Source organism: Thauera sp. SWB20 (assembly GCF_000831325.1).
Classification (GTDB): Bacteria; Pseudomonadota; Gammaproteobacteria; order Burkholderiales; family Rhodocyclaceae; genus Thauera; species Thauera aminoaromatica.
The window spans coordinates 196074-214954 of record NZ_JTDM01000012.1 but is presented as its reverse complement, the minus strand read 5'-3'; the positions used below and the strand labels follow the sequence as shown (position 1 = coordinate 214954).

Annotated in this window: 18 protein-coding genes and 1 pseudogene; 4 read left to right on the top strand and 15 right to left on the bottom strand. The window is 69.7% G+C overall.

Annotated elements, in window-relative coordinates; translation table 11 throughout:
- The first annotated feature begins 3 nt into the window (after window positions 1–3).
- Window positions 4–900, top strand: coding sequence for a LysR family transcriptional regulator (locus PO78_RS03790; RefSeq protein ID WP_004321119.1), 897 nt, complete (start codon window positions 4–6; stop codon window positions 898–900).
- An 8-nt stretch (window positions 901–908) separates the two neighbouring features.
- Here PO78_RS03790 and PO78_RS03785 read toward each other — a convergent pair whose 3' ends face one another.
- Window positions 909–1517 (bottom strand): MarC family protein, encoded by a 609-nt coding sequence (locus PO78_RS03785; RefSeq protein ID WP_004321114.1) that lies wholly within the window; start codon window positions 1515–1517, stop codon window positions 909–911.
- A 171-nt stretch (window positions 1518–1688) separates the two neighbouring features.
- On the opposite strand from PO78_RS03785, the gene PO78_RS03780 reads away from it, so the two are divergent.
- Window positions 1689–2789: a methyl-accepting chemotaxis protein gene (locus PO78_RS03780; RefSeq protein WP_004321113.1), complete on the top strand. Its 1101-nt coding sequence runs from the start codon at window positions 1689–1691 to the stop codon at window positions 2787–2789.
- A 119-nt stretch (window positions 2790–2908) separates the two neighbouring features.
- Here PO78_RS03780 and PO78_RS22140 read toward each other — a convergent pair.
- From PO78_RS22140 to PO78_RS03770, 3 genes and pseudogenes are all read right to left on the bottom strand, one after another.
- Window positions 2909–3883 (bottom strand): annotated as a pseudogene (locus PO78_RS22140) (putative bifunctional diguanylate cyclase/phosphodiesterase); the annotation flags it as partial.
- Between the two features lie 104 nt (window positions 3884–3987).
- Window positions 3988–4341, bottom strand: coding sequence for a ferredoxin FdxA (gene fdxA, locus PO78_RS03775; RefSeq protein WP_004321111.1), 354 nt, complete (start codon window positions 4339–4341; stop codon window positions 3988–3990).
- On the bottom strand, window positions 4338–4694 hold the full coding sequence (locus PO78_RS03770) for a hemerythrin domain-containing protein (RefSeq protein WP_004321110.1): 357 nt from the start codon (window positions 4692–4694) through the stop codon (window positions 4338–4340). Before PO78_RS03770 ends, fdxA begins: the two co-directional genes overlap by 4 nt.
- Window positions 4695–4813: 119 nt before the next feature.
- Between PO78_RS03770 and PO78_RS03765 the strand changes: the two genes are divergently transcribed.
- The gene (locus PO78_RS03765) at window positions 4814–5305 is read left to right on the top strand and encodes an RrF2 family transcriptional regulator (RefSeq protein ID WP_004321108.1); all 492 of its coding nucleotides are present in this window, start codon (window positions 4814–4816) and stop codon (window positions 5303–5305) included.
- A 34-nt stretch (window positions 5306–5339) separates the two neighbouring features.
- Here the strand turns inward: PO78_RS03765 and PO78_RS03760 are convergent, their stop codons facing one another.
- The 11 genes from PO78_RS03760 to PO78_RS03710 all read right to left on the bottom strand — a co-directional run bounded on the left by PO78_RS03760 (window position 5340) and on the right by PO78_RS03710 (window position 17629).
- The gene (locus PO78_RS03760) at window positions 5340–6908 is read right to left on the bottom strand and encodes an acyl-CoA synthetase (RefSeq protein WP_043742090.1); all 1569 of its coding nucleotides are present in this window, start codon (window positions 6906–6908) and stop codon (window positions 5340–5342) included.
- 10 nt (window positions 6909–6918) lie between these two features.
- On the bottom strand, window positions 6919–7686 hold the full coding sequence (locus PO78_RS03755) for an SDR family NAD(P)-dependent oxidoreductase (protein WP_004321104.1): 768 nt from the start codon (window positions 7684–7686) through the stop codon (window positions 6919–6921).
- Between the two features lie 19 nt (window positions 7687–7705).
- Window positions 7706–8905, bottom strand: a complete 1200-nt coding sequence (locus PO78_RS03750; protein WP_043742086.1) for a thiolase family protein — start codon at window positions 8903–8905, stop codon at window positions 7706–7708.
- A gap of 16 nt (window positions 8906–8921) precedes the next feature.
- Window positions 8922–10058 (bottom strand): acyl-CoA dehydrogenase family protein, encoded by a 1137-nt coding sequence (locus tag PO78_RS03745; protein WP_043742085.1) that lies wholly within the window; start codon window positions 10056–10058, stop codon window positions 8922–8924.
- A gap of 118 nt (window positions 10059–10176) precedes the next feature.
- A complete protein-coding gene (locus PO78_RS03740) occupies window positions 10177–10992 on the bottom strand; it encodes an enoyl-CoA hydratase/isomerase family protein (protein ID WP_043742082.1) in 816 nt (271 codons plus the stop codon).
- The gene (locus PO78_RS03735) at window positions 10985–12814 is read right to left on the bottom strand and encodes an AMP-dependent synthetase/ligase (RefSeq protein ID WP_043742081.1); all 1830 of its coding nucleotides are present in this window, start codon (window positions 12812–12814) and stop codon (window positions 10985–10987) included. The genes PO78_RS03740 and PO78_RS03735 overlap by 8 nt, the downstream gene beginning before the upstream one ends.
- Before the next feature lie 14 nt (window positions 12815–12828).
- Window positions 12829–13641 carry an ABC transporter ATP-binding protein gene (locus PO78_RS03730; RefSeq protein ID WP_004323273.1) on the bottom strand — a complete coding sequence of 271 codons (813 nt, stop codon included), beginning with the start codon at window positions 13639–13641 and terminating at the stop codon, window positions 12829–12831.
- Window positions 13642–13644: 3 nt separating this feature from the next.
- Window positions 13645–14814, bottom strand: coding sequence for an ABC transporter substrate-binding protein (locus PO78_RS03725; RefSeq protein ID WP_043742080.1), 1170 nt, complete (start codon window positions 14812–14814; stop codon window positions 13645–13647).
- Between the two features lie 49 nt (window positions 14815–14863).
- Window positions 14864–15904: a branched-chain amino acid ABC transporter permease gene (locus PO78_RS03720; protein ID WP_004323276.1), complete on the bottom strand. Its 1041-nt coding sequence runs from the start codon at window positions 15902–15904 to the stop codon at window positions 14864–14866.
- Window positions 15904–16794, bottom strand: coding sequence for a branched-chain amino acid ABC transporter permease (locus tag PO78_RS03715; RefSeq protein WP_043742079.1), 891 nt, complete (start codon window positions 16792–16794; stop codon window positions 15904–15906). The genes PO78_RS03720 and PO78_RS03715 overlap by 1 nt, the downstream gene beginning before the upstream one ends.
- Window position 16795: 1 nt before the next feature.
- Window positions 16796–17629, bottom strand: coding sequence for an ABC transporter ATP-binding protein (locus PO78_RS03710; protein WP_043742078.1), 834 nt, complete (start codon window positions 17627–17629; stop codon window positions 16796–16798).
- A gap of 217 nt (window positions 17630–17846) precedes the next feature.
- On the opposite strand from PO78_RS03710, the gene PO78_RS03705 reads away from it, so the two are divergent.
- Complete coding sequence (locus PO78_RS03705; protein WP_004323280.1) at window positions 17847–18872, top strand: AraC family transcriptional regulator; 1026 nt, start codon at window positions 17847–17849, stop codon at window positions 18870–18872.
- Window positions 18873–18881 lie beyond the last annotated feature (9 nt).

The window sequence follows — 18881 nt, the reverse complement described above, 5'->3', positions numbered from 1 at the left end:
GCCATGCGCAAGAAGATCCCCAGCACCGCCGCGCTGCTCGCCTTCGAGGCCGCCGCGCGCCACGAGAGCTTCACCCGCGCCGCCGAGGAGCTCGCGCTCACGCAGAGCGCGATCTGCCGGCAGATCGGCGCGCTCGAGGACTTCCTCGGCGTGCCGCTGTTCCGCCGCACCCGGCGCGGCGTGCAGCTCACCGAGGCAGGACTGAGCTACAGCCGCCAGATCGCCCCGCGGCTGGATGCGATCGAGCACGACACGCTCGCGGTCATGGCACACCACGGCGCCGGCAGCGTGCTCGAACTTGCGGTGGTGCCGACCTTCGCCACGCGCTGGCTGCTGCCCCGCCTGGCCGGCTTCCAGGCGCGGAACCCGGACGTGGTGGTGAACATGCACACCCAGACGCGGCCGTTCCTCTTCGACCAGACCGAGTTCGACGCCGCGATCTACTTCGGCGACACCGGCTGGCCGGGCACCGAGGCGCACTTCCTGATGCGGGAATATCCGGTGCCGGTATGCAGCCCGGCCCTGCCCGGCGTGCGCGAGCAGATGAGCCCGGACGAGGTCGCCGAGCTGCCGCTGCTGCAGCAGACCACCCGCCCCTATGCCTGGCGGCAGTGGTTCGCCTCGGCCGGCGTGCGCCCCGCGAACGACATGGGCGGCATGCGCCTGGAGCTGTTCTCGATGCTCGCGCAGGCGGCGATCGAGCGCATGGGCGTGGCGCTGATCCCGCCCTTCCTGATCCAGCAGGAGCTCGCCGCCGGCAGCCTGATCAGCCCCTGCCTGCGCAGCTTCCCGAGCACGCGGGCGTACTACCTGATCGTGCCCGAGGGCAAGGCGGAACGGCCGGCGCTGACGAACTTCCGCGAATGGCTGGTCGAGGAAGCGCGCGCCACGCCGCTGTAGGGGCGCCCTCAGGCGTTCACATAGGCACGGATGCCCGCTGCGATGAACTCCACCGCGAGCGCCGCCAGCACCAGGCCCATCAGCCGGGTCATGATGTTGAGTCCGGTGCGCCCGGCCAGGCGGCTGATCGGACCGGCCAGGTTGAAGGCGAACCACACCACGACGCCCATCACGAGGCCGGCGCCGAGCAGCATCAGCACCGTTCGCGTACCCTGGTCGGCGTAGATGATCACCGTGCTGACCGTGCCCGGCCCGGTCAGCAGCGGGATCGTCAGCGGCACCACGGCGATGTTGGCGCGCTCGGCGGCCTCGTCGGTTTCCTCGGGGGTGGTGCGGCTCGGCGCGGGCTGGGCGTTGAACATCGAGATCGCGACGATGAACAGCAGCACGCCGCCACCGACCTGCAGCGAGGGCACGGTGATGCCGAAACCCGCCAGGATGTACTGGCCGGCGAGCGCGGTCACGGTGATGACGAGGACGGTCGCCAGTGCGGCGGTACGCGCGGTGCGGCGGCGTTCGAGGGACGATTGCCCCTGGGTCAGGCCGATGAAGGCCGGGATGGCGCCGAAGGGGTTGATCAGGGCCGCCAGCGTGATGAAGATCTTCGCGAATTCCATTCGATTTGCTCCTGCGGGCGGGCGGGCATCCCCGCCGTCGTCCCGCGACGCGCAGACTACGATGCCGGCCGGACCCACCGCAAATCGACGTGGGCGCGGACGCAATGCGCGGCTTGACCGGCCAAAAGATTCATTTGATACTCCACTTTAAATATCCTACCAGAGCCCCCGATGTTCTTCTCCGGACCGAGAGACAGGCTGCGCGCCAGCGAAGCCGAGAACCTGCTGCTCGAGCAGGCCAACGCCGCCCTGCAGGAACGTATCCGCGACCTCGAGGCGGAGCAGTCCGAGCTGCGCGCGCAGACCGACGCCTTGCGCCGCGAGCGCACCGTGCTGGGCGGCGTGTTCGCCAGCCTGGGCAGCTTTGGCGACTCGCTCGGCGGCGTGCGCGAATCCTTCCTGGGCCTCGCCGGCACCCTCAACCAGGAAAAGGCATCGGCGCTCGAAGCGGCGGCGCAGTCCGACACCAGCCGCGCCGCGTTCGAGCGGATCGCCGGCAATCTCCACGCCACCTTCGAGCGCATGGGCGAGGCGTCGGGGAACGTCGGCATCCTGAGCCGTCGGGCCGAGGAGATCGGCGGCATCGTCCGCCTGATCAAGGAGATCGCCGACCAGACCAACCTGCTCGCCCTCAACGCGGCGATCGAGGCTGCGCGCGCCGGCGACGCGGGACGGGGTTTCGCGGTGGTGGCGGACGAGGTGCGCAAGCTTGCCGAGCGCACCGCGAAGGCCACCACCGAGATCGCCACCCTGGTCGAGAACATCCAGGACGAGACGCGCGCCGCGCGGGAGGTCATGGAGTTCGGCGCCGCCGACGCCGGACGCCACGCCGCGGACAGCACGCAGGCCGTCTCCAGCATGAAGCACCTGCTCGAGCTGTCGCGCCGCATGGAACGGGCGGTGACCTCTTCCGCCCTGCTCGCCAACGTCGAGCTCGCCAACATCGACGAACTCGCGCTCAAGCTCGAGGTGTACAAGGTCTTCCTCGGCGTATCGACGCTGCGCCCCGCAGACCTGCCCGACGAGCGGCACTGCCGCCTCGGCCAGTGGTACTACGACGGCGAGGGACGCGAGCACTTCGCCGGGCTGCCGGGCTACGGGGAACTCGAAGACCCGCATCGCGCGGTGCACGTGCATGCGCGGCGCGCCGTGGAACTGCACGCACAGGGCCGACTGGAGGAGGCGCTCGCCGAACTGCAGGCGATGGAGCGGGCAAACCTGACGGTGATGCGCGGCCTCGGCAGGATGCTGGACAAGGCCGTCGGTCGCTGAGTACGCGCCGCGCCGGCATCCGGCGTGCGCGACGGGCGCCGCTCAGACGCCGGGCGCAGCGGCGACCGGATCCGCGCAGTGCGGGCAAGAGCGGCCGGTCGCCCTCGCAGGCAGGCCGTGCGCAGCACATGTTGGCCGAGCGGAACGATCAGGCCGGTCTCCTCCGCGATCGGGATGAACTCGTCGGGCCCGATCGTCCCCTCGCGCGGATGGCGCCAGCGCACCAGCGCCTCCACCCCGCACAGGCGTCCGTCCCCGGGCGACGCCTGGGACTGGCAATGCACCTCCAGCCGCCCCTCGGCGAGGGCGCGACGCAGGCCGTTCTCGAGGTCGAGGCGCCGATGCGCCTGCGCGTTCATCTCCCCGGCGTAGAAGCAGAACCCGCCCCGGCCCGACTCCTTGGCACGGTACAGCGCCGTGTCGGCATTCTCGAGCAGGGTCTGCGGGTCGCGGCCGTCGCGCGGATGGAGGGCGATGCCCACGCTGGCGGACACCGGACGCGTGCGCACGCCGATGAGCACCGGCTCGGCCAGGCGGGCGGCGATCTTGCCGGCGATCTTCGCCGCGAACGCCGTCCCGGGCAGGTCCTCGATGAGGACGACGAGCTCGTCTCCACCGAGGCGGGCCACGGTGTCCTCGGCCCGCAGGCAGGACGACAGGCGTGCCGCGACTTCGCGCAGCAAGGCGTCGCCGACGTCGAGGCCGTAGCCGTCGTTGACCTGCTTGAAGCGGTCGAGGTCGAGGAGGAGCACCGCCAGCGCACCGTGGTTGCGGCGGGCGATCGCATGGCGGAGACGGTCATGGAACAGCATCCAGTTGGGCAGCCCGGTCAGCGGATCGTGGCTGGCGAGGTGGTTGAGGCGCTCCTCGGCGTCCTTGCGCCGGGTGACGTCGTTGAGGCCCCCCACGTAATGCGTGACGGCGTCGGCCTCGTTGCGCACCGGCGCGAGGAAGAGCTCCACCCAGCGCCGCTCGCCGTCCTCGCGGCGCAGGTCGAGGACGGTCGTGCCCTCGCTGCCGCTCGCGATCGCGTGCCGTATCTCGGCATAGCCATCGTCCACATGATTGCGGCGGATGCACGATCTCCTCCGCATCGATGCGCATCTCGCGTGCGCTGTCCTCGCCTTCTCGCTGTATCCGCTGCCACCCTCTTCCCGGTTCATGAGGATTGCGTGCAGGCGCCCGCCCGGGCGCCGTTTCATGCCTTCGCGTCGGGGTCGCCCGCCCGCGCCGTGTCGAGCCACGCGCGCTTGTCGGCCACCTTCACCCATGCATCGGCATCGGGCAGCGGCGCATGCGCCTCGACGATACGCGGCCAGTCCTTCGCCAGCGCCGCGTTGAGGGCGAGGTATTCGCGCTGCTCGTCGCTCAACTCATCTTCCGGCACGATCGCATCGACCGGACACTCGGCGACGCACAGGGTGCAGTCGATGCACTCCTCGGGGTCGATCACGAGGAAGTTCGGCCCCTCGCGAAAGGCGTCGACCGGGCACATGCTCACGCAATCCGTGTATTTGCAGCGGATGCAGGCTTCGGTGACGACATGGGTCATGGCAGCACTTCCTCGAACAGGGTTTCGATCGCCGGAAACAGTTCGCGCTCCTCGAAGCGCACATGGTCGATCAGCGCCTGCCCGGCCGCGGCCTCGCGCACGCCGTCCGCTGCGGTGGCGAACAGGGACCTCAGGTGGGCATGCTCGGCGCGCAGGCGCGCGGCGAGTGCGCCGTGACCGCCCGTTTCGAGCAAGGGGGCCAGCTCGCGCTCTTCCTCGGCAAAGTGGGTGACGAGCGCGACGTGTTCCGCGCGCAGCTCGGCCGCCGCGCCGCCGGCGAGCAGATGCCTGCCGAGCCGCAGCGCGGCATGGTGTTCGCGCGACAGCCGGACGAGATGGGGGTGGCGTTTCATGGCAGCTCCTTCGGTCGAGGCCTTTAAGATACATATTAAATGCATCTTTAAAAGAGTCAACAGAAATGAATCTATTGCTGCTACCATGCAGCCCGCCATACGCCCGGCGCACCTTCGCGATGAACATCACCCAGCACACCGATTACGCGCTTCGCCTGCTCATGTACCTCGGCACCTGCACCGAGCGACGCGTGACCATCAAGGAAGTGGCGGAACGCTTCGACATCTCGCGCAGCCACCTGATGAAGGTGGTCACCGGGCTGGTGGCGAAGGGTTTTGTCGACGGCGCGCGCGGCAAGGGCGGCGGACTCCGGCTGGCGCGTGCGGCGACGCAGATCGGTCTCGGCGACGTGGTCCGCGGGATGGAGCCCAGCTTCGAGCTGGTCGAGTGCTTCGGATCGGGATCGCACTGCCTGCTGGATCCGGCCTGCCGGCTCAAGGGCGCACTGGCCGGCGCCCTGCAGGCCTTCTTTGCCGCCCTCGACCGCCTCACGCTCGCCGACCTGATCGGCGACGACGGGCAGCTGCACGCCGTGCTCGGCATCCCGCAAGCGGACGCGCAAGCCCCCCGGCCGACGATCGAGATCAGGCCGGGCACCCGGGCAGACTGAGGCGAGTCGGCACGGGTACCGCCACCCGGGGCGCTCAGGTTTCCGCGTAGCGCACGCGCAGCTCGCGCTTGAGCAGCTTGCCGGAGGCGTTGCGCGGCATGTCCTCTACGAAGAACACCCGCTTGGGCACCTTGAAGGCCGCCAGCCGGGCATGCACGTGGGCGATCAGCTCTGCGGCCGTGGCCTGCGCGCCCTGCTTGAGCGCCACCACCGCCGTCACCGCCTCGATCCAGCGCTCGTCGGGCAGGCCGATCACCGCGACCTCGGCCACCGCGGGGTGGGTGTACAGGCACTCCTCCACCTCGCGGCTCGCCACCACCACGCCGCCGGTCTTGATGATGTCCTTGATGCGGTCGGTGATGTAGAGGTAGCCGGCCTCGTCGAGGTAGCCGACGTCCCCCGAACGGAACCAGCCGTCGCGGAAGCTGGCCACGGTGTCCTCCGGCTTGTCCCAGTAGCCGCTCATGAGCTGCGGCGAGCGGTGCACGATCTCGCCCATCTCGCCCGCAGGCACGTCGTTGAGGTCGCTGTCGACGATGCGGGTTTCGACGTTGAAGATCGGCCGCCCTGCGGACGCGGGGCGCTCGGCGTGTTCCTCCGGACGCAGCACGGTGGCGAGCGGGGCGATCTCGCTCTGGCCATAGCAGTTGTAGAGCTGCAGCGCCGGCAGGCGTGCGGCCAGCTCCTGCACCACCGGCACCGGCATGATCGAGGCGCCGTAGTAGCCCTTCTGCAGCGAGGCCAGCCGCGCCGGCACGAAGGCCGGATGACGCAGGAAGGCGATCCACACCGTGGGCGGGGCGAAGAAGGACGTCACGCGCTCGCGCTCGATCAGCTCGAAGCAGCGCTCGGGCTGCGGCGCCTGGATCAGCAGGGTGGTCGCGCCCACCAGCAGCTGCGGCATCAGGAAGACGTGCATCTGCGCCGAGTGGTACAGCGGCAGCGCGGCGAGCGCGCAGTCCTCGGCGCGGATGTCGGTGGCGAGCAGCGTGCTGGTGTATTCGGCGAGCAGCGCACGATGGCTCATCATCGCGCCCTTGGGCGCGGCGGTGGTGCCCGAGGTGTACAGCAGCTGCGCGATGGCCTCCTCGTCGAGCGCGATCGCCGGGGCCGTGTCCGTGCCGCCGGCCTGCGCCCACTCGAGGACGTCGCGCTCGTGTCCGCCGTGCAGCGTGCCGCGCCATTCGCAGGGCAGGTCGCTGCCGAGGGCCTCGACGTGGGTCGCCATGTCGGCGTCGCAGAACAACGCACGCGCGCCCGACTGCTCGACGATGTAGCGCAGCTCGGCGTCGAGCAGCGCGTAGTTGATCGGGACGTGGATCAGCCCCGCCTTCACGCAGCCCAGCCACAGCAGCACGTAGGCGTCGGAATTGCGCCCATAGGCGGCGACGCGATCGCCGACCGCCAGGCCGAGGCCGAGCAGGCGGTTGGCGACGCGGTTGGCGGCACGGTCGAGCTGGGCGTAGCGCCAGCTGCGCCCCTCGAAGCGCAGCGCCTCGCGCTCGGGGTTGCGGCGCACCGAGCGCGCGAAGGCGTCGCCGATCAGGTTGCGCCCGGCACGACGGACGTCGGCGGGAATCATGGTCGTGTGTACGGGGTTCATGCCGGGCTCCTCACTTGGCTGCCATGCGGATCGCGCCATCGAGACGGATGACCTCGCCGTTCAACATCGGGTTCTCGCAGATCGAGCGCACCAGCTGCGCATATTCGCTGGAGCGGCCGAGGCGCGAGGGGAAAGGCACCATCTCGCCGAGCGAATCCTGCACCGCCTGCGGCAGCCCGCGCAGCATCGGGGTCTCGAAGATGCCGGGGGCGATGCTCATCACGCGGATGCCGTAGCGTGCCAGCTCGCGCGCGATCGGCAGCGTCATGCCGACCACGCCGGCCTTGGACGCCGCATACGTCGCCTGGCCGATCTGGCCGTCGAAGGCGGCGACCGAGGCGGTGGTGACGATCACGCCACGCTCGCCCTCCTCGTTGGGCGCGGCCTTGCTCATCGCGGCGGCGGCGAGGCGGATCGGGTTGAAGGTGCCGACAAGGTTGATCATCACGCCGCGAACGAAGCGGTCGAGACCATGCGGGCCGTCCTTGCCCACCACCTTCTCGCCCGGCGCCACGCCCGCGCAGCACACCAGGCCGTGCAGGCCCCCGCAGCCCTGCACCGCGGCCTCGACCGCCGCCTGCGTCGAGGCCTCGTCGGTGACGTCGGTGCGCACGAAACGGGCCGCCGCGCCGAGTTCGGCCGCCAACGCCTTGCCGGCCTCTTCGTTGAGGTCGGCGAGCACCACCCTGCCGCCGCCTTCGACCACCATGCGCGCGGTGGCCGCGCCCAGCCCGGAGGCGCCGCCGGTCACCAGGAATACCGAGTTTGCGATCTTCATTGCGTGTGCTCCTTGTGTCTCAGAGTCGTTCGATGACGGTGGCGGTGGCCATGCCGTGGCCGATGCACATGACCTGCAGGCCGAAGCGGCCGTCGCGGCATTCGAGGCCGGCGAGCATCTTGGCCAGCAGGCCGGCGCCGCTGCCGCCCAGCGGGTGGCCGTGGGCGATCGCCCCACCCCAGGGGTTGAGGCGATCCAGGTCGGGCGCGAACTCGCGCACGAAGCACAGCGCCACGCTGGCGAAGGCCTCGTTGACCTCGATCCAGTCCATGTCGCGGATCGACAGCCCGGCCATCTCGAGCGCGCGCCGCGCCGCCGGGATCACCCCGGTGAGCTGCAGCACCGGGTCGGAGCCGACCGCGACGCGGGCGCGGAAGCGGGCGCGCGGCCGGATGCCGAGCGCCTCGGCGGCGGCGCGGCGGCCCACCAGCACCGCAGCGGCGCCGTCCGACATCTGGCTGGCGTTGGCCGCGGTCACGCCGCCCTCGCCGGGCTGGCGGAACACCGGCTGCATGGCGCGCATGCGCTCGACGTCGATGACCGCGCGGATGCCCTCGTCGTGCGCGAGCGTGATCGCCCCGCCCTCCTTGTCCACCCCCGCCACCGGCAGGATCTCGCTGTGCACGCCGGCCGCACGCGCGGCCTCGGCGCGGCGGTGGCTCTCGATCGCGTAGTCGTCCATTTCGGTGCGCGAGATCTTCCACTGCCCGGCGATGCGCTCGGCGCTCTCGACCTGGTGCGGGATGGCGAAGCGTTCGAGGATCTTCGGGTGCAAGTTGTCGAAGCCGCGGAAGTCGCCCCGGCCCAGGGTCAGGTCGAGGAACATCGGCACCCGGCTCATGCTCTCGACGCCGCAGCCGATGGCGAAGTCGAGGTCGCCCGCGGCCACCGCCTGCGCCGCGGCGTGGGTGGCGTACTGGCTGGAGCCGCACATGCGGTTCATCGACACGCCCGGCACCTCGGCGGGCAGGCCGGCGATCAGCAGCGCCTGGCGGGCGATGTTGGCGCCCTGCTCTCCGGCTTGGCTGACGCAGCCGGCGAGCACGTCGCCGACCTTGTCGCCAGGCAGGCCGGTGCGCGCCAGCACGCCGCCGATGACGGTGGCGAGGAGCTCGTCCGGGCGGGTCTCGCGCAGGGCGCCGCCGCGGCGGCCGAAGGGGGTGCGCACGGCGCCCAGGATCAGCGCCTCGTTCGGGTTCGATGGATTGCTTGGGTTCATTTCCGGGTCCTCGGGTTCAGGCCCGCTGCAGTTCGCGGGCGATGATGTTGCGCTGGATCTCGCTGGTGCCTTCGTAGATCTGCAGCACCTTGGCGTCGCGGAAGAGCTTCTCCACCGGGTACTCGGTCGAGTAGCCCATGCCGCCGAAGATCTGCACCGCCTCGGTCGCCGCCCACATCGCCGCGTCCGCGGCAAAGGCCTTGGCGATCGAGGCTTCGATGGTGTTCGGCCAGCCCTGGTCGAGCAGCCAGGCCGACTGGTAGGTGAGCAGGCGCGCGGCTTCGAGCTTCATGCGCATCTCGGCGAGCTTGTGGGCCACGGCCTGGTGGTCGATCAGGCGCTTGCCCATGCTGCTGCGCTGGGTGGCGTAGGCGAGCGACTCGTCGAGGCAGCGCTCGATGAGACCGACGCCGAAGGCGGCCACCATCGGGCGCGAGTGGTCGAACACCGCCATCGCCAGCGCGAAGCCGCCGCCCTCCTCGCCGAGGCGGTGGTCCTCGGGCACGAAGACCTGGTCGAGGAAGACCTCGCAGGTGGGCGAACAGCGCTGGCCGAGCTTGCCCAAGGGCTCGCCCACCGTCAGGCCGGCGCTGGCGCGCGGCACGATGAAGGCGCTCATGCCGCGGTGGCCGCCGTCCGGCGCGGTCTTGGCGAAGACGACGAAGAACTCGGCGAGGTTGGCGTTGGAGATCCAGATCTTGCTGCCGGTGAGGCGATAGCCGCCCTCGACGCGCTCGGCGCGGGTGCGGATGCCGGCCACGTCGGAGCCGGCGCCGGGCTCGGTCATCGCGAAGCTGGCGAGCGCACCGCGGGCCGCGGCGCCGAGGTAGCGGCTGCGCTGCGCATCGGTTCCGGCGATGACGATCGGCTCGGTGGCGAGCGCGTTCACGCACAGCGCGGTGCCGATGCCCAGGCAGCCGCGGCAGAAAGCCTCGGTGACCAGCACCAGCTCCAGGCAGCCGAGGCCGCCGCCGCCGACCGTCTCGGGCAGGTTGATGCCGAGCAGGCCGAGCTCCTGCGCGCGCTGGTGCACCTCGGTCGGGAAAGCCTTGTCGAGATCGGCCTGCGCGGCGCGGGGGGCGATCTCGCGCTCGGCGAAGCGGCGCGCCAGGTCGCGGATCTCGCGCTGCTCCGGGTTCAACTGGAAGTCCATGGTGTCTCCATGCGAAGCCGCCGTGCGCAGACGACGGGCAATAAAGGGGCGGGCATGCCTGGGCACGCCGACGGGGATTGCGGGTGGAAGGCGCTCGGGCAGCGCGTCGCGGGCGAGCCTAGCCGGAGGGTCGCGCGAAGCGCGCCGGCCGCCGCTCGCAGAAGGCGCGCACGCCCTCGGCGAAGTCCGGCGTCGCGGAGAGGGCGAGGAAGCTCGCCTTCTCGGCGTCGAGCGCCGTCGCCAGGTCGGTGTCGAGGCCCGCGCGCAGCAGGCGCTTGATGCCGGCCTGGGCGGCGGCCGGTCCCGCGGCCAGGCGTCGGGCCAGCGCCAGCCCGGCCTCGGCCAGCTGCGCTGCCGGCACCACCTCGGCCACCAGGCCGATCTCCCTCGCCTGCGCCGCATCGAGCTGCGGGTCGAGCAGCGCGATCGCGAGCGCCCGCTGCAGGCCGACGCGGCGCGGCAGCTGCCAGCTCGCGCCGCCGTCGGGCGTGGCGCCGATGGCACCGTAGGCGAGCACGAGGCGCGCGTCGTCGGCCGCGACCAGGAGGTCGCAAGCCATGGCCAGCGCCAGGCCGAAGCCCGCCACCGAGCCGCCCGCCAGACCCAGCACCGGGCAAGGCAGCCGGGTGAGGCCGGTGACGGCCTCGTGCACCGCATCGATGAGGCGGCCGATCTCGTCGGTACAGGCGGCCTGCGACTCGCCGAGCAGGGCGTCGAAGCGGCGCACGTCGCCGCCGACCATGAAGTGCGCGCCGCTGCTGCGCAGCACGAGCACGCGCGGCGGCGCGGCGGCAAGTTCGCGCACGGCGTCGCGCAGCCCCAGCCCCATCGCCAGGTCGAGGGCGTTGCGCGCCTGCGGGCGGTCGAGGGTGATGAAGGCGAGCCCGCCTTCACGCTCGAGTCGCACGCAGTCGCCGTGGATCGGGTCAGGCATGGGCGGCCCCTCCCCGGTACATGGCTTCGATCACGTCGGCGTAGGTCTTGTAGACGCTCGCGCGACGCACCTTCATGGTCGCCGTGACCTCGCCGTCGTCGTGGTCGAGCTCCTTGTTCAGCAGGTGGAAGCGGCGGATGTGCGAGACCTGGGCGAGCTGGGCGTTGCCGCGCGCGATCTCGGCCTCGATCAGCGCGCGCACCTCGGGGTGCTCGACCAGCGAGCGGAAGTGGGTGAAGGGGATCTGGCGGCCCTCGGCCCATCTCGACACCGTCTCGTAGTCGATCTGGATCAGCGCCGAGACGAACTTGCGCCCGTCGGCGACGACGATGCACTCCTTGATGTAGGGGCTGGACTTCATCGTCTTCTCGATCTCGGACGGCGTCAGGTTCTTGCCGCCAGCGGTGATCATGATGTCCTTGAGGCGATCGACGATGTAGAGCTGGCCGTCGCGCTCCTCGACCACGTCGCCGGTGTGCAGCCAGCCGTCGCGGATGGCGTCGGCGGTCGCCTCCGGGTTCTTGTAGTAGCCGGCGAAGACCATCTCGCCGTGGACCAGCAGCTCGCCACGCGCGCCGATGCGGTGCTCGACGCCGAGGATGGGCGTGCCGACCGAACCGAAGGCCACCGCGTCGAGCGGCTGGCCGGTGATCATGCCGGTCGATTCGGTGAGGCCGTAGACCTCGACCAGCGGCACCCCGAGGGTACGGAAGAAGTGCACCACCGCGGGCGGGATCGGCGCCGCGCCGGTCAGCGCCACGCGCGCCTTGCGCAGGCCGATGAAGTTCTGCAGCGCGCGCAGGATGAGGCCGTAGCAGATGGCGTGGGTCAGGCGCTCGCCCGCCGTGCGCTGCGCCGCCGACTTGTGGGCGAAGGGCGCGCAGGCCGCCAGCGCGCGTGCGAACAGCCAGCGCTGCACGGGCCCGCTCTCCTGCATCCGGATCGTGATCGCCGAGTGCAGCTTCTCCCAGATGCGCGGCACGCCGAGGAACATCGTGGGCGCGATCTCGCGCAGATCCTCCTGCACGGTGCGGATCGACTCGCCGAAGGCGACGGTGGAGCCGAGGTAGATCGGGCAGAAGGTGGTCAGCATCTGCTCGGCGACGTGGCAAAGGGGCAGGTAGGACAGGTGCACGGTGTCGGCCGCGAGCCCGAGGCGGTCGATGATGCCGGGTGCGACGCCGCGGATGTTGGCGTAGCGGATCATCGCGCCCTTGGGCTTGCCGGTGGAGCCCGAGGTGTAGATCATCAGCGCGAGGTCGTCGAGCCGCTGCGCGGCCAGGGTCTCCTCGACCAGGTGGCGGTGGGTGGCCTCGTATTCGACGCCGAGCCGCTCCAGGTCGGCGAAGGACAGGATGCGATCGCGCACGCGCTCGTCGGCGTTGCGCAGGCCCTTGGTCTCCATCACCACGATGGCGCGCAGGTGCGGCAGCTGGTCGAGCGCCTCGATCACCTTGTCGGTCTGCTCCTGGTCCTCGCACACCACGACCTCGACGTCGGCGTGATTGAGCACGTAGGCCACCTCGGGTGCCGGGCTGGTCGGATAGACGCCGACCGCGATGGCGCCGACGAGGCCGCAGCCCATCTGCGCCAGCACCCATTCGATGCGGTTCTCGGCGAGCACGCCGACATGGCCGCCGGCGGGCAGGCCGAGCGCGCGCAGGCCGAGGCCGACATGGCTCGCGCGGCGGTAATAGTCGTCCCAGCCGATGGCCTGCCAGATGCCGAAGTCCTTCTGGCGGATGGCGGGCCGCCCGGGTTGCAGCCTCGCCTGCTCGCGCAGCATCTGCGGCAGGGTCAGCGTGGGTAGGTTGTTGCTCATGGCCACCCTCTCGATCACGACAGCCAGCGCTTGCGGCGCTTGTAGTGCTTGATGTCGCGGAAGCTCTTCATCTCGCCGTGCCCACCCATGCCGAGGTAGAACTCGCGCACGTCCTGGTCGCCGGCGAGACGCTCGGCGGGGCCGTCGGTGACGACCTTGCCGTTCTCCATGATGTAGCCGTAGTGCGCCACCGCCAGCGCCACCGAGGCGTTCTGCTCCACCAGCAGCATCGACACCTTCTGCTCGGCGTTGATGCGGGCGATGATGCGGAAGATGTTCTCCACCAGCAGCGGCGCGAGGCCCAGCGAGGGCTCGTCGAGCAGGATCAGCCTGGGGCGGGCGATCAGCGCGCGGCCGATCGCCAGCATCTGCTGCTCGCCGCCCGACAGATAGCCGGCGAGGCCGTTGCGGCGCTCGTACAGGCGCGGGAAGTATTCATAGACGAGCTCCTTGTCGGCCTTCTCGCCCTTGCGCCCGGTGAGTGCGTAGGTGGCGGCGACGAGGTTCTCCTCGACGCTGAGGTCCTCGAACACGCGGCGCCCCTCCATCACGTGGAAGAGCCCCGCGCGCACCAGCTCGTGCGGCTTGGAATCCGCCAGCGGCCTGCCCTCGAAGCGGATCTCGCCGCGCGTCAGCTCGCCGTTCTCCAGCCCGAGGAGGCCGGAGACGGTCTTGAGCGTGGTGCTCTTGCCGGCGCCGTTGGAGCCGAGCAGGGCGACGATCTGCCCGCGCGGCACCGCCAGCGAGAGGCCGCGCAGCACCTGCACCGCCTTGTTGTAGATCACCTCGATGTTGTTCACCTCGAGGACGGATTCGGCCGCACTCATCGCTTACTCCAGCACGATCCAGTCGGAGGCCGGCACCATGCGCCTGGCCTTGGTGTCGGCGCGGTAGATGCGGCCGACCGGGATGGTGTTGCCGCGGAGGGTGACGGGCACGCCGATCAGGCCGCCGGTGTCGAAATTCTCGATCGAGTTGAGCGCCGCCTTGAGGTTGGCCGCGCTCATCTCCTTGCCTGCGACCAGCGTGCGGCGGGCCGACTCGGCGTACAGCATGGCCGACAGGAAGCCCTGGATGTAGGGCACGTTCTGGTACTCGGGACGCATCGCGCGGATCTTGTCGAGCATCGGCGCCGGTGCGCTCTGGTCGTAGTAGTAGTTGTAGGGCATCACGCCCATGAAGCCTTCGGCGAGCTCGCCCATCTGCATCACGGTCGAGTTGTCCATGGTCCAGAAGGTGCCCATGAACTGGGTGTCCAGGCCCATCTGGCGCGCCTGGCCGATGAATTCGGGGATGGGGCCGAGGATGTAGCCGTGGAAGATGGTGAAGTCGGGCCGCGCGCGGCGCAGCTTGGCGATCTCGGTGGACACATCGACCGCGCCCGGCGGGGTCATGATCTCGATGGCGACGTCGAGCCCGAGTGCCTTGGCCACGCCGCGGCTGGTCTCGATCGGGTCGCGGCCGAACTCGGTGTCGGAATGGACGAAGGCCACCTTGGCGCCGGGCTTCTGCTGGGCGATGTAGCGCAGCAGGATGCCGAACTGCTGGGTGTAGTCCGGGCCGGCGACGAACTGGTAAGGGTACTTCTTCGGGTCGTTGAGCTCGGTGGCGAAGGAGGCGCCCGACATGATCATCGAGCCGGCGCGGTCGAGCTCGGGGTTGATGGTCTTGCTGAAGGCGGTGGAGTCGCCGTAGTAGAAGTTCACCTTGTTCTGGCTGGTGATCTTCTTGAACGCCGCCACCGACTGGTCGACCTTGTAGGCGCTGTCCTCGGGCACGTAGCGCAGCGTGTGGCCTGCGATGCCGCCAGCGGCGTTGACCATCTTCACGTAATCCTGGATGCCGGCGTGGATGCCGATGCCGGCGAAGGCGAACACGCCGCTCATCGGGATGGAGCCGCCGATGACGATCTCCTTGTCGGCCGCCCGGGCTACGGGCAGGCCGGCGGTGGCGGAGAGGATCGCGGTGGCCAGCAGGCTCTTGAGTACGGTTCTTCTCATGCTTGTCTCCTTCTCTTGATATGGGGTGAAGCGGTGCGGCGAGGAAAGCTCAGGCGCGGAACGGCCAGAGGTGGAAGAAGCGGCGGATGCGGCGCCAGATCTCCTGCAGGCCGAGCGGCTCGAACACCAGGAAGCCGACGATCAGCACGCCGAACACGATGGTGCGCACCGGCGACAGGATCAGCGTGGCGTCGGCCGACAGCGGCAGCCAGCCGACGACGAGCTTCAGCGCCTCGGGCACCATGGTCATGAAGACCGCGCCGAGGATGGCGCCGAGGATGGTGCCCATGCCGCCGACGATGACCGCGGCGAGGAAGAAGATCGACAGGATCAGCGGGAAGCTCTCCGGCGTGACCACGCGGAAGAAGTAGGCCCACATCCCGCCCGCCACCCCGGCGTAGAAGGACGACAGGCCGAAGGACAGCAGCTTGTAGCGCAGCAGCGGAATGCCCAGCACCTCGGCGGAGATGTCGCGGTCGCGGATGGCGATGAAGGCGCGGCCGATGCGGGTGCGGAAGAGGTTGGCCGCGCCGGCCACCATCAGGATGGTGATCGGCACGAACAGCCAGTACAGGCGGAAGGAGGTGTCGAAGCTGAGGCCGAGGATCTCCGCCGGCACCAGGGTGATGCCCGCATGGCCGCCGGTGACCGCATGCCAGTTGGCGAACACGAAGTGCAGCACCACCGAGGCGGCGATGGTCGCGATCGCCAGGTACAGGCCCTTGACCCGCAGCGAGGGCAGGCCCACCACCAGCCCGCCGAGCATGGCGACGAAGCCGCCGGCGAGCAGGTTGAGGAGCACCGGCGCGCCCAGCTTCTGCTCCAGCGCGGCGACGGTGTAGGCGCCGATGCCCATGAAGGCGGCCTGGCCCAGGCTCACCAGCCCGGTGTAGCCGGTGAGGATGTTGAGCCCGGTGGTGCTGGCGATGTTGATCGCCACCAGGCAGGCGAGGTAGAGCCAGTACTCGTCGGCGAGGAAGGGGAAGCCGATCAGCGCGACGGCGAGGATCGCCAGCCAGGCGTGCTGGGTGCGGCTGTCGAACAGCGCCTCGTCGTGGCGGTAGCTGGAGCGTGCGGTTCCGATGCGCATTACAGCCTCTCGATTTCGTGGGTGCCGAACAGTCCGTAGGGACGGACCAGCAGCACGACGATCAGGATCAGGAAGGTGGCCAGCAGCTTGTATTCACCGCCGAGGAAGCCGCCCGCGAGCGACTCGACGACACCGATGAGGAGGCCGGCGACCAGCGCGCCGAGCACGCTGTCGAGGCCGCCGACGATCACCACCACCAGCACCGACAGGCCGAACACCCCCATCGTCGAGGAGATGCCGCCCACCGCGCCGACGATGACGCCGGCGATCGCCGCGATCATCGCCGCCACCGTCCAGGACAGCGAGAACACCTTGGGCACGTCGATGCCCATCGAGTAGGCCGCCTGCTGGTCCGAGGCCGTCGCCCGCAGCGCCACGCCGCCGCGCCAGAAGCGGAACACCGCCAGCGCCACGCCGATCAGCACGGCCGCGACGAGGAAGCCGTAGAACACCTTGGGCGGCACGAAGGCCTCGCCGATCATCACCGGCGTCGCGGGCATGAACTCCGGCAGGCGGCGCGGCTCCGAGGTCCAGATCAGCTCGACGACGCCGACCAGGATGGAGGCCAGTCCCACGGTGACCATGAAGACCGCGATCGGCGACTCGCCCAGCATGGGGCGGATCGCCACGCGCTCGAGCAGTGCGCCGGCCCCGCCGCTGCCGATCACTGCGACCAGGATCGCCAGCCACATCGGCAGGTTCATGGCGGTGGCCAGGCCGAAGCACAGGTAGGCGCCGATCATCAGCATCTCGCCGATGGCCAGGTTCACCACCCGCGTGGCCTTGTAGATCATCACGAAGGCGAGGCCGGTCAGCGCGTACAGGCCGCCGGCACCGAGGCCGGCGAGCACGATCTCGGCGAGGAACAGCCAGTCGAATTCCAGGCTCATCTCAGGCCTCCACGGCAAGCGCTTGGTGGAGGCGCTGACGCAGCTCGGAGACCTCGCCCGAGCCCAGGTAGGCCTTGATCACCTCGGGGTCGGCCTGCACCTCGGCCGGCGTGCCGTCGGCGATGACCTGGCCGAAGTTGAGCACCACGACGTGGTCGGAGAGGTCCATGACCATGCCCATGTCGTGCTCGACCATCAGTACCGTCACGCCCCACTCCTCGCGCACGTCGAGGATGAAGCGCGCCATGTCCTCGGTCTCCTCGCGGTTCATGCCCGCCACGGGCTCGTCGAGCATCAGCACCTTGGGTCGCATCGCCAGCGCGCGCGCCATCTCCACCCGCTTCTGCAGCCCGTAGGAGAGGACCGACACCGGCATGTGGCGGATGTGGTCGATCTCGAGGAAGTCGATGATGCGTTCCTCGATCTCCTCGCGCAGCTTCATCTCTTCGTGCCGGGCGTGGCCGAAATAGACCAGCGCATCGAAGACGTTGGTGCGCAAGTGGGCGTGACGACCGAGCTTGATGTTGTCGAGCACGGTCATGCCGCGGAACAGCGCGATGTTCTGGAAGCTGCGCGCCAGGCCCAGCCGGGCGCGCTCGGGCGGGCGGGTGGCGGTGATGTCCGCGCCCTGGAAGCGGATGCGCCCCACCGAGGGCTTGTAGAAACCGGAGATCGTGTTGAACAGCGAGGTCTTACCCGCGCCGTTCGGACCGATGACGGTGGTGATGGACCCCGGAGCGACTTCGAAGCCCACGTCGGTCAGCGCCTTGATGCCGCCAAACGACAATGTGAGCCCCTCGACCTCGAGGATCGGACTGGCCTTGCCTGGATGCACCTTGTCTCCTCCTGCCGGCCACCTCTTTGCGGGTGACCTGTGCGTGCTGTGCTTTAATTGCCAGCGAGCGCGACCACACGAGAGGCCTCGAACCGCCGACGCAGACATAAAACTTTTCGCTGCAGCTATTTGCACGCCATACTAGGCAGTATGGCCGACCTTGTGGATGACAGAACCGGCCGATCGATTGACATTTTCTGCCACCAATCTCTTGCACATGAACGAGCGTCAGCACGCACCGGCGGTCACCGTCTCCATCCGCATGGTCTGCCAGATCCTGGATCGGCTGGGTGAGCACAGGCCGCTGGCCCTGGAATGCGTCGAGCGCGCCGGGATCGCTTCCGCGCTGCTGGAACACGAATCGGCCCGTGTGACGGTCGAGCAGTTCGCGCTCTTCTACCGCACCCTCGCGGTCGAACTCGACGACGAGACGCCAGGGCTGTTCTCACGCCCGCTGCGCCCTGGCACGCTGAAGTTCCTGTGCCTTGGAATGCTCGACGCCGCCAACCTGCGCGTCGCGCTGCACCGCTTCTGCTGGTTTTTCCGCCTGGTGCTGGACGATCTGCACTTCGAGCTGGGTGAGGACGAGGGCCTGAGCCGCATCGCGCTCGTCGAGCGCGTTGCGCTCCAACCCCACCGCCCCCTGATCCTCGAATTGATGCTGATGCTGGTGCAGGGCATCGCTTCGTGGATGATCGAGCGCAAGCTCCTGTTCGCGCGCGTGGATCTCGCCTATCCGGCGCCGCCGCATGCGGGTGAGTACATCAACATGTTCGCCGGCCCGGCCTGCTTCGATCGCCCGCTCACCGCGCTCTACATCGAGCCGGCCTTCATGGACGCCCCGATCCGCCAGGACAAGGCCGCGCTGTCGGCCTTCCTGCGCAAGGCGCCGATGGACTGGATCCACGTCTCCGTGAGCGAGCGGCTGTTCACGCACCGCGTGCGCGATCTGCTCGAAGCCGGGCTGGGAAGCCCGCAGTCCGTGGAAGACGTTGCCCGTATGCTGCACATCTCGGCGCGCACGCTCGCCCGCCGGCTCGATGCGGAAGGAACGCACTTCCAGGCGGTCAAGGACGCGCTGCGCCGCGACGTCGCCATCGCGCGGATCTCGCGCACCGACGAGCCGATCGGCAGCATCGGCGCCGATCTCGGCTTCGACGATCCCGCGGCTTTCAATCGCGCCTTCAAGCAATGGACGGGATCCCCGCCAGGCAGCTACCGCAGGGCGGGGGCGGGCCGCTGAGCCTGTGAC